Origin of the sequence: Photorhabdus sp. RM322S (assembly GCF_042879395.1) — a bacterium.
Lineage (GTDB): Bacteria > Pseudomonadota > Gammaproteobacteria > Enterobacterales > Enterobacteriaceae > Photorhabdus > Photorhabdus khanii.
Window position 1 is genome coordinate 1 of the sequence record NZ_JBHFKW010000067.1, and the last position, 10,236, is coordinate 10,236.

A 10,236-nucleotide genomic window follows, 5' to 3' on the forward strand; every position below is an offset into this window, starting at 1 on the left:
TTCCTCGTCCGGGCTGAATATAAGCGCTTAAACGTGTATCCCAGAAAGTCAAATTCACCTTCCGGCATTCGACATAAGCGGGTCTTTTCTTCATTTACCGTTAGCTTCAGCTTTGCCATCAGTCCGCGCATTGCTGCCATTGCATGGCTGGCGTTACTGCCTTTACAGCAGATCACCAGATCGTCAGCATAGTTAACAATACGCGCACCCAGGCGCTGTTCGATCCTCAGACTTTTCCAGCCCATCATGAAACGTCTCATGTACAGATTAGATAAGAGTGGGGATATTGGAGAACCCTGTGGTATTCCGCACTGGTTATCCCGGTTTGCGGTTGTTCGCAGTACTTTCCCGTCCCGCATCTTTTCTTCTACTGGTGCTGCCAGCCACTGCTTAATCAAGAGCAGAACGTTACCGTCCACGATCCGGCGTGCAACTGACTTCATCAATTCAGGATGGGGTATGGTGTCGAAGTAGCCTGACAGATCCGCATCTACAATATCTCTATATCCGCTGGTCAGTAGACTGTGTACTTCCTGTACCGCGCTTTTTGCATTTTGGTTTCGCCGGTAGGCATGCTGTTCTGGGGGAAGATCGGCTTCGAATATAGGTTCGAGCACCAACATTGCTGCCATCTGGCAAACTCTGTCCCTCAGACACGCGATGCCCAGCGGTCGGGTTTTCCCGTTTGGCTTAGGTATATGTACCCGCCTGACCGGCTTCGGAACATATGTGCCTTCCCGAAGCTGTTGCGCCAGTTCTCCGAGCCATTGCTCCACACCATATGACTCAATATCATCGAAGGTTTGCCCATCCGTCCCCGCTGCACCTTTATTCCGGCGACAGCACTGGTACGCATGAGTCAGCACACTGCGGTGGTATATTTTGTCGTACAACGCATGGAATCGAAGCTCGGATCTTTCCTTCGCTTTCGCATGTAACGTCGTCTGTAATTCCTGAACGTATTTCGGAGTTCTTAGGTTTCCCAATCTCCAGTTCCTCATCACTTTCGGCGTTGTTTCTGAACCAAGGCTCCTTTCCTCCACCGGCATTACCCGGCTTCCCCGGTACTACGAGCCTCTCCGTCATCCTGTCGTGCCCGGTCTGGCCGTCACCGGCTTCCGGTTGGTGTTAGCGTTCACCACACGCAGGACTTCCCGTGTTGCCCCGGTCTTCCTCTTGTATACATGCTGTCGCTACTACCCCGGTGGAGGTTGCAGGGTGCCCTTTTCGTTCACTTCCCCTGTAACTGGCAGCTTTCCCCAATAATTTGGTGGGTCAGCCTCCACATTGCGTTTTTCGAGGCCTGCTCAGCGTTCACTCACGTTACGGCCTGCATACTCGCTGAATCACTAAAATGATCCTATACACCAGAGGCTTCAGCCGCTTTGTTACCGCCACGACTGCTCTGATTACTTCCGGCTGGAACGAAAGTTGCCGGGCGGGATTCGCACCCGCTGGAAGACCGTGCCTTTGCACGGCGCACAAATTAAAGTACGCTAAGCAAAAAGTGTCAGGTTAAACTATACCCATACAATCCAATAGATTGGTTTAAGCGGAAAATTTCATTTGCAGTTACTGTGAGCCGTCGAAATGAAATGCGAGCCGAAAAAGATAAATGCAAGCTCGCAGAGTAGCCAGAGACAGGTAACTGTCTCCAGCCCTCTAAGAACCGTGCGTGCGCCTTTCAGCGCACACGGCTCAAGCCTTACTAAGGCCTGATAATGACCCGGTAACCCAACGTGCTTTACTCCTGGATAAATCCCTTCCCTTATGCTCCGCTTCGGGCTATCTGATCCGCGCACGACGCTCAAAGTACTGTCGGTATGTCGGATCATAAGGGGTCGCATTGGCTCTGATCTTGATGTGGCGGACGATCGGGGTACTCGCCATTGAGAACAGGTCGAGATATCCCTGTTCTCCCTTCACATTTCTGAACATCGAGAAGAAAGTCCATTGACGTAAACCAAGGCGACGGAAATAACGCTTTTGCTTCCATCGGGCTGATTTGTTTGGATGTCGTCGATTTATCCAGATAAGCAGAGCCTGAAACACCTGATGGTCAACGTAAGCAAAGGTCTTTTTCGACACAACATGACGGTAATAATTGGCCCAGCCTCTCAACTTTCTGTTGAGTTGCCGGATCAGGTTTTCCGTTTTGGCGGTTGCATTGGTTTTGATCAGCTCTCGTATATTCCTCAGCATACGTTTGACTGCGCTTTTTGCTGGTTTTATCAGCAACTTGTCACGGTATTTGCGTATGTTGAAGCCGAGAAAATCAAAGCCCTCGTCGATATGCGTTATCCGGGTTTTCTCTGCTGAGAGCTCCAGACCCCGTTCTCTGAGAAAGGCAGCTACAGCAGGTTTCACCCGTTCTTCCAGTACTTCTTTCGCACTCCCGGAAATGACGAAGTCATCCGCATATTTAACGACATAGACTTTCTGGCGAGGGGCAGTGCGTTGTGCCACCCACTCCAGCCCGTCCAGTGCCATATTAGCCAGAACCGGTGACGCGATACCGCCCTGTGGTGTTCCTGCCTTAGTGGGGTAGACCTTGCCGTCTTCCATGTAGCCTGCCGTCAGCCATTTTCCGAGGACTGATTTATCCATCGGCACATGCTCACGAAGCCATGTATGGCTGATTTGATCAAAGCAGGCTTTTATATCCCCTTCAAAGATCCACCGGGCTGCGTTGCGTTGTGCCAATATATTGAAACACTGTGCAATGGCGTCTGCCGCGGACCGTCCGGGCCGGAACCCGTAGGCGTTTGGGTCTGCCAGCATTTCTGCTACGGGCTCCAGTGCCAGCAAATGAAGTGCTTGCTGGGCTCGGTCAGCCATAACGGGAATACCGAGCGGTCGACGTTTGCCATTCTTTTTGGGGATATAGATGCGCCTCAATGGTTGGGTTTGATACCCTCGCCGTTGTAATGACTGCGCCCCCTTGAGTTTCTGCGTGGGGGTTTTCCAGATTTGGCCATCCACACCGGGGGTGTTACGGCCGGTATTGCTCGTTACGCGCTGTACCGCCAGTAATTTGGCTGAGAACGCATGGGTCAGAAGCCATTGCAGGGCTTTCACCTTGCCCCAGCGTCTTTCCCGGGTTGCCTTCGCGATACGCATTTGCAGTCGCCGCACCTGCTGTTCAATGGCCCGCCAGTTGATGACATCCCAGTGAATAGCCTCGAAGGATGCACCAGTCACCGGTTTACCCGCTGCTGTCATTTGCTTTTCCTCCTCATAACGATTCTGCGAACTCTCTCGCGAGGTAAGACCTGTCGGACGTGGGCACACTTTCGTGTCGGGTAACGTTAAAACCCGTATCCGGACCATTACAGCCCAGCCTTCGCTTTTTCCGACTTCCCAATCCCGCACCACCATAGGCGATCTTTGCAGGCTGCTGTCCCCAAGGGGGAGTGATACGGGGTTTCCACGTTCCGTCTGTGAAGTCCGCGGGGTTAGATGCCTGCTGTTGACCGGGAGGGATGTGGATCACGAGAGTGCAGCAAATAGTCACTCTTCCCCCCTCCATTACCGTTTTGGTCAAGCGTAGTAGCCACTTCCGCTTGTCATTACTCACGATCTTTATCACAGGTTCAGATACCTTCACCATACCCGCTATCTAGCACTCATCCGGGGTGTGGCTCCCAGAAGGGCATGTCTCTCACGATTTATGCCCCACGCCATGTGGCGTTTCGTTTCATTGTCAAGGTCGCTCTTTATTCAGACCCCTAGATTCACCCGGTGATACGGGCGGTTCCCTCCGTCATTGCCGTGGGAACAACTTCAACAAACAACTTCGTGTCGCAAATTTGCAGTTAATATGAGCCTCAACCCGATTTCATTTTCACTTAATGTGAGCTGAAAAACCGGGTAAATGTGAGCCCGCCATATTTTAAATGCGGGCCGCTACATCTAAGCAAACAACCTTATTAAAGACTGGTACAGAAGTAATAAATTATAGTTGGAAATTATATGAAATCCTGAAAACAAATTTTTGCGCTTTCGCCGTAAGAGCCATAAGATTGGGCTTTGTAAATTTATAAATAAATGATGAGGAAATTATGACAATTATTTTAAAATCAATTAATAAAACACTCAAGACTTCGTTCAATGAATGGATGGATATTGAAGGACTTTCTCTCGATTTAACTCAATATTCTTTGAGAAAGTCAGGGAGGGCTTTAATTATTTTGAATGTGCCGAGTCCGTATGCTACTGGAAACAACTACCCGAATGTAAGCTTCGCCATCACCATGAATTCGGAGGTTCTGGCGAAGGGCAGCATCAGTTACTCCCTTAAAAAGCCGGATTCTTCTGGTCGAATTCCAATTACTTTACAAACAGATCTCGATTTGACTAAGGTGTTAGGTACTGTACAAGCACGATGGTCGACAGACCGAGGTAGCACCGGACATATTGATAGTTATTGCAGCATAAGTGCAATTATTGACGAGGGAAAGTAAAAAAACTAATTCAAACAAAACTATTGAGAGCATAAAATCTATGGTCACTCCCATTTTTGCAACACTGATTTCCGATGTATGACGGGCTTGCTTAAATCTATCCGGCGTCTCTATGGGCAAGGATGCCCGCACCACGATGAGTTCCGTGCCTGATTTACTTGCTTTGGTCACTGATTCCTCTGTCACTTTTAAAACTACGGGAAAGATAAGTGACAATGGTTATGGTTATATTTCCGGCGTTATAATCCAAAATAAAAAAGGGGGCAATACAGGTAAAAAATAAATCAATGGCATTTAAAAAACCACTTCTACTGAAGTGGTTCTTACAACTTGGATTCTCCTAATAACTATAATTATAGGGTTAAAGTTTAAAAAATCATTCATAATAATTGTTACGAACCTTTATTTTATTTAAACAGGATATTTTATGATGAATAAAAAATTCTTTGATGACCGTATTTCATTCTATAAAATTCACCAAATATTTTTTTGTTATGTAGGAGAGGCTTTTTACTTTTATTATTGTCAGGAAATTCTATGGCAGCATTTAATGGTTAGAATATGCAAGGATCATAAGGAGGGTGCATGTACATCTACGCCGGAAAATTGAAATCAATCTGGTCTTCAGCAGACAGTGACCTGATTGTAATCTTTCCACTTGAAGTTGAAGTCAACCAACCAGTAATTGTTTCATGGGAGTCGTCAATTATCGTCCACGATAATCTCGATGAATCCAGAAGTTCAAGTGGTGTAATTAGCGAGCTTGACCCACAGGAATTTGGTTTTAACATTTCCATTGATTGGGGGCAGAATTTCCGATTGGTTGGATTGATTGCTACGGACAAAGAGTCTCTAATTATCGCAATGAAGGATAATAATGGTGGCACGTTGTTTACATCGACGTTAACTAACCTTCAGGAGCAGGAAGTGTCGCCGGTTGTTAGCCAACTTATAAAAAATACCCTTCAGGATGTCCCAAATGGGATTAAATTTCTAGGGAGTACCAGCACAATATTTAACGATACCGACTCAATATGGTTTTGTGAGTTAGCCGATTCAGGCGATGATACTGTAATGAAAACCGCTGTCTACGGTGCGCTTAGTCTCGGAGTGGCCGCTCTCGGTTTGATTCCAGGAGCAACAACGGCGGCGACCATATCCCTTGCCGCCGCAAGTACAGCTATTACACTCATCTCGGGGGCTGATACGTTGTTGAGTGGCAAAGAGCCGGATAACAAAAAGTTGCCCCCTGGTCGCACCATCACCAGAGAAGGTGGTTTTGCGAAAAATAACTGCGTTTATTTGACGCGTTTAATAGTTTTGCCAAAAAGCAGTAATCGTCTTGTCCTTCAGATGTATAAAAAAGACGGATTGACAAGCAAGAAATATGGCATAAAGGACATCATTAAGAAAGTTAAGCCCAAAAATATGCTTGACCTAGAGCTGGATTCTGCGAAGAAGGTTGTCAGTTACTCGTATATTGAGATCAACTCGTTTAAAATAATTAACAAACCCCACACTGAATTTGATATGCGAAGCAATTTGATTAACGAGGATGCTGATGTGTGGTTTAGTTATAAGCCCACTGGAAATCTCAAAGATTTAATTCAAGGTTCAAAGTTTAAATTTGATTCGTGGGTGACCAACATTGAATTCTCGTATGACCACAAGTACGTTAGCGTCGTCACCACTCATCGGAAATATTACGGCGTGGACGAACGCCATAGCGGGATCCTCGAACTTCCGGATAATCCATCGATGCAAGTATTAAGATTAAAGTCACGTGAGGTTAGTGTTATAGACGACAATAATAAGAAGAAATTAGGCCGCGCGAGTAGTCAGGGCGAAGTGTTGAACGTAATCAACAGTAATAAAGATTACGTTGTCTGGAGCTGGGAAGAGGGAGGTTATATATATGGATACGAGACACTGGATAAAATTGGTGCTCAAAGTGGTAGTTCGTACACATCGTACGTATATCTCAGAGTGAATTTTGAAAAACCGTTTACAAAAGTTCAAAGCGTTTAGTTGAATTGAATAATTTTAGAAATTTGACTTTTGCGAAGTTAGTTTTTTAATCGGTTAAATTCGCGTAAATTTATCAATGACCATTTGAGAGACGCCATTGATCGCCCTCGATAGCATAAAATCTATGGTCACCCTCGTTTTTGCAACACTCATTTTGATGAATTTTAGGCTTGCTTAAATCTATCCGGCGTCACTATAGGCAAGGATGCCCGCCCCCCAATGAGTTCCGCGCCTGATGCGCCTAAAAAAACCGTTCGGCTTCAAAGAGCCATTTTTATGCTTAGGTTCATCATCAGGCCGTTCATGTCATCAATAATCAGTCTTCGCAAAACCAGATGGGTAATCGGTTTAAATCAACGATAACGTGGCTGTTTAGGGTCACTTTATCGTTATCTTTCAAACACGGTTTGTCGTGTTGTTATGGCCCAGGCTATACGCGCTAACTTGTTGGCGAGCGCACAGGCCACAATATTCGAATGTTTTCGTTCAAGTTGAATTCTGACCCAATCCGCTAATCGCCCGGATTGGTGAGCAATACGTTGGATAAAAACACGGGCGCATTGGACTAATAGTTACCGGAGCTTCTTGTCTCCCCGTTTGCTGATACCCAGCAGGGTATTCTTTCCTCCCGTGCTGTATTGACGAGGAACCAGGCCTGTTGAGGCGGCAAAATCCCGGCTTCGGGCATATTGCTTTCCATCACCCAGCTGAGAGGATAACATACTGGCCGTGATGGGGCCGATACCCGGAATAGTCATCAGCCGTTGCCCCGTATCATCACATCGCAGTGCTTGCGCTAACTCATTCTCAAGCTCAGTTATCTGTTCAACCAGATAGAGATAATGGGTATGCAAGCGCATAAGTAACTGAGTTAAATAAGGCGGAAGTTCATTCTCGGCGAGCACGCGGGAAAGCCGTTTTATCATCGCTACTCCGGTCGGCATACTGATACCAAATTCCAGTAAAAAAGCCTGCATTTGGTTGGTCGTTTTAACCTTATCTCTGACCCGTGACTCCCTGACCCGATGTAATACACGCATAGCCTGCTGAGCTTCCGTTCTGAGTCGGACAAAACGCATGGAAGGACGTGAGGCCGCTTCGCAGATGGCTTCCGCATCAATAAAATCATTTTTATTACTTTTAACAAAAGGCCGGACAAACTGCGGTGAAATTAATTTAGCTTCATGGCCTAAATCATTTATTCGTCTTGCCATAAAATGCGCACCGGCACAAGCCTCCATCACCACGGTTGCAGAAGGGCATCCGGCTAAAAGCTCCATTAGGTGATCATCCCATTAAGTGTGGGACATTTATGTGGCAAAGCAGCTAAAAAAAAACCTAATCCTAAGATGCCACTCAAATGTGGAAAACATAAAAAGTGCAGGTCGTTCTGACCGTAAACTTTAACTTTGGCTGATGAAAGCCAGCCATCTTTTTTCCTACCCCAATTCACTATTGAACATAGTTAAAGATCAAAAAAAAGCACATTGCCAATAACCTGAATTACAGCCAATAAAAATATCTATCAACTATAATTTCCCATAAGTAGCATGTTATGATAGGCTATCTTTATCGAACATTGATAACGAACTATTGACCGTTAAAATTGTTCGTTTACACTGTTAGATATCTGACCTAACACATATACTAGGGTAGGAACTATTATTTTAGAGGGCTGATTAATTAAATGGCTATTAGATATCGCCCGCGTATCGGTGAAATATTAGATTGTGACTTTGGTTTACCGGCACAACCAGACCATTTTAATGGCCGCATCCCGCCTGAGATGGTAAAAAAAAGAATGGTTGTAATCATGAATGCCCGTTTGTGTAGCAATGGTTATCTCGTTGTTCCGATTTCCTCAACTTTAAACAACGATGGTATTGCTCGCGGTTATCATGTCGAGTTAGATCAATCTATTTTTCGAATAACTAATTTTTATGATCGTCGCAGGCGCTGGGCATTAGTTCATCATATGCAGATAGTAAACACAAACAGACTCTTTAAATTAAGAGATAATGAACAAACATTTCAGCAATATTTGACGCATGAAGATGTTGAAAAGATGCAACGTGCAATAATCAAAATTATCGGCGCATCAAGCCTTATCAGTAAATCTGAAAGTTGACTTTTGGGATTCTATCAACTACAGTATGATTATTCCCCATGAGGGCTTTGTTAAAAATTTCTCCCGTAAAGGGCTTAAAGCCCCTCATATCTAATATGAGGGGCTTTTGATTTAGTAATCTACATCCGCCTTATACGATTATGTACGGCTTGATAATTTTCCCATCAAAATAAGTTCGCCATCAACTGACAATTCGTGTAGTTTACTAGCGACATCGGTGAGATAACGACTAAGTGGTAAAAGTAAAAGCTGGGAAGACTGGACAAAATCTTCTTCATCTGGAAAAAGACAGAAAAATATGTCGAATGCTTCAGCGACTTCTATAACTCGCTCGATTAATTCTGCTAACTCCCGTCCAGTTATGGTACTATGCTTAATAGTCATATAAACACTTCCTCAAAGTGCTGTTTATGTGATCAGAGGACACAACGCTTGCCCGCGTTGTGTTCCTCGCCTGCTTTTTATTTATAAGGTGCTTTCCAGCTCCTCATATGTAAAAAATTTAATAAAATTCCATGTCTGATCATCAATCGTGATAATCTCATTCCCAACTATCACGCCGTTAATAGATTTGTAAATCTTCTCAACTCTATTTTTTAAATTAACATCAGGTAATAAGTAATATATTTGGTCAAATTGTTTGCTTTGCTGCTGTTCGATGTACTGCCCCAATATTTTACGATAGTGTTCAAGGCTCTTAATTGTACGTTCAACTTTAACCGCAATTTTATTGACGGATTTAGATGTAATAATATAACCATCAGGAGCTTCGGGCTTTTTCTTTTTAGTACTATATATCGATAACCATTGATGACCCTTCGCCTCAACAATTCTTCTAATCAACTGTATATCAAGTTTATGTCTAAGAACTGATATTGTGGTCTTAGATGGATGGAATATACGAATGTCTGCAATATTATCGTTCTCATCCATAGCAAGCCCTGCCCCATGTGGGGTCAAACCGTATATGTTAATTTTGCCCGTGCCAAGATCGCAGGAATATACACAAATTACACCTTCGGCTACTAGTTTCCTCAACAGAGTATAAACAGGGCTGATTGTTTTGAACTTTAACACGCCTTTTAAAACATCCGCTGTAGTGAACGTTTCTGATTTGAGAAAACAAAGCACATCATTTATTTTCTTGTTTTTTCTTTGATTTCTAAGTGTGTAATCATTAATCAAATTCATAATTAGGCCGTTACTCAGTCAGATATCTAACAGTATAAACGAACAATTTTAACGGTCAATAGTTCGTTATTAATGTTCGATAAAGATAGCCTATCATAACATGCTACTTATGGTAAATTATATGACGGTGTGCGTGTCGTCAGGCTGGAGTGAAACCGGTAAGAGGGCGGGCAGTGTCTGGCTGAGAGGTTGGCGCATTTTGTTACTGTCGGCAATCCAGTCGCGGAAAGAGGAAAAACTCAGCTGATGCTGTTCGCAATACTGTTTTCGAGTCAGGTCACTGTGGCGCCATTGGGTCACATGTTGCTGTTTTTGTTCCGGGGTATATCGGCTACGGCTCATGGTGTCAGTCTCCAGGTGAAGATAAGGAAGCGGTAGCGTGCATGGGCCGGAGGGGAAGAACAAGGTGAGATGACCGGACGTTTA

The 10,236-nt window shown here is 44.6% G+C and carries 10 protein-coding genes and 1 pseudogene; 5 read left to right on the forward strand and 6 right to left on the reverse strand.

Annotation, left to right across the window (positions count from 1 at the left end):
- Positions 1-1,049: reverse transcriptase domain-containing protein (locus ACGF63_RS21610; RefSeq protein ID WP_387633126.1), on the reverse strand; the 1,049-nt coding region annotated here is incomplete at its 3' end.
- Positions 1,050-1,785: 736 nt separating this feature from the next.
- Positions 1,786-3,222, reverse strand: coding sequence for a group II intron reverse transcriptase/maturase (gene ltrA, locus ACGF63_RS21615; RefSeq protein WP_387633128.1), 1,437 nt, complete (start codon positions 3,220-3,222; stop codon positions 1,786-1,788).
- A gap of 73 nt (positions 3,223-3,295) precedes the next feature.
- On the opposite strand from ltrA, the gene ACGF63_RS21620 reads away from it, so the two are divergent.
- The 4 genes from ACGF63_RS21620 (at position 3,296) to ACGF63_RS21635 (ending at position 6,491) form a co-directional block, all read left to right on the forward strand.
- Entirely contained in the window at positions 3,296-3,550 is a 255-nt protein-coding gene (locus tag ACGF63_RS21620; RefSeq protein ID WP_387633130.1) for a hypothetical protein, read from the forward strand.
- Between the two features lie 511 nt (positions 3,551-4,061).
- On the forward strand, positions 4,062-4,463 hold the full coding sequence (locus ACGF63_RS21625) for a hypothetical protein (protein ID WP_387633132.1): 402 nt from the start codon (positions 4,062-4,064) through the stop codon (positions 4,461-4,463).
- 112 nt (positions 4,464-4,575) lie between these two features.
- Positions 4,576-4,746 (forward strand): hypothetical protein, encoded by a 171-nt coding sequence (locus tag ACGF63_RS21630; protein ID WP_387633134.1) that lies wholly within the window; start codon positions 4,576-4,578, stop codon positions 4,744-4,746.
- A 302-nt stretch (positions 4,747-5,048) separates the two neighbouring features.
- Complete coding sequence (locus ACGF63_RS21635; RefSeq protein ID WP_387633136.1) at positions 5,049-6,491, forward strand: hypothetical protein; 1,443 nt, start codon at positions 5,049-5,051, stop codon at positions 6,489-6,491.
- A gap of 389 nt (positions 6,492-6,880) precedes the next feature.
- Here ACGF63_RS21635 and ACGF63_RS21640 read toward each other — a convergent pair.
- A pseudogene (locus tag ACGF63_RS21640) lies at positions 6,881-7,774 on the reverse strand (IS110 family transposase); the annotation flags it as partial.
- A 404-nt stretch (positions 7,775-8,178) separates the two neighbouring features.
- Here ACGF63_RS21640 and ACGF63_RS21645 point away from each other — a divergent pair.
- Complete coding sequence (locus ACGF63_RS21645) at positions 8,179-8,619, forward strand: type II toxin-antitoxin system PemK/MazF family toxin (RefSeq protein ID WP_132356475.1); 441 nt, start codon at positions 8,179-8,181, stop codon at positions 8,617-8,619.
- A gap of 138 nt (positions 8,620-8,757) precedes the next feature.
- Here ACGF63_RS21645 and ACGF63_RS21650 read toward each other — a convergent pair whose 3' ends face one another.
- From ACGF63_RS21650 to tnpA, 3 genes are all read right to left on the reverse strand, one after another.
- The gene (locus tag ACGF63_RS21650; RefSeq protein ID WP_387633138.1) at positions 8,758-9,003 is read right to left on the reverse strand and encodes a hypothetical protein; all 246 of its coding nucleotides are present in this window, start codon (positions 9,001-9,003) and stop codon (positions 8,758-8,760) included.
- A gap of 81 nt (positions 9,004-9,084) precedes the next feature.
- Positions 9,085-9,810: a MobC family replication-relaxation protein gene (gene mobC / locus ACGF63_RS21655; protein ID WP_166291748.1), complete on the reverse strand. Its 726-nt coding sequence runs from the start codon at positions 9,808-9,810 to the stop codon at positions 9,085-9,087.
- 117 nt (positions 9,811-9,927) lie between these two features.
- Entirely contained in the window at positions 9,928-10,152 is a 225-nt protein-coding gene (gene tnpA / locus ACGF63_RS21660) for an IS66 family insertion sequence element accessory protein TnpA (protein WP_387633140.1), read from the reverse strand.
- Positions 10,153-10,236 lie beyond the last annotated feature (84 nt).

Coding starts and splice junctions, on each gene's coding strand:
- mobC (WP_166291748.1), bottom strand. CDS start 9,810: ATGAATTTGATTAATGATTACACACTTAGAAATCAAAGAAAAAACAAG.
- ACGF63_RS21650 (WP_387633138.1), bottom strand. CDS start 9,003: ATGACTATTAAGCATAGTACCATAACTGGACGGGAGTTAGCAGAATTA.
- tnpA (WP_387633140.1), bottom strand. CDS start 10,152: ATGAGCCGTAGCCGATATACCCCGGAACAAAAACAGCAACATGTGACC.
- ACGF63_RS21645 (WP_132356475.1), top strand. CDS start 8,179: ATGGCTATTAGATATCGCCCGCGTATCGGTGAAATATTAGATTGTGAC.
- ACGF63_RS21630 (WP_387633134.1), top strand. CDS start 4,576: ATGGGCAAGGATGCCCGCACCACGATGAGTTCCGTGCCTGATTTACTT.
- ACGF63_RS21625 (WP_387633132.1), top strand. CDS start 4,062: ATGACAATTATTTTAAAATCAATTAATAAAACACTCAAGACTTCGTTC.
- ACGF63_RS21635 (WP_387633136.1), top strand. CDS start 5,049: ATGTACATCTACGCCGGAAAATTGAAATCAATCTGGTCTTCAGCAGAC.
- ltrA (WP_387633128.1), bottom strand. CDS start 3,222: ATGACAGCAGCGGGTAAACCGGTGACTGGTGCATCCTTCGAGGCTATT.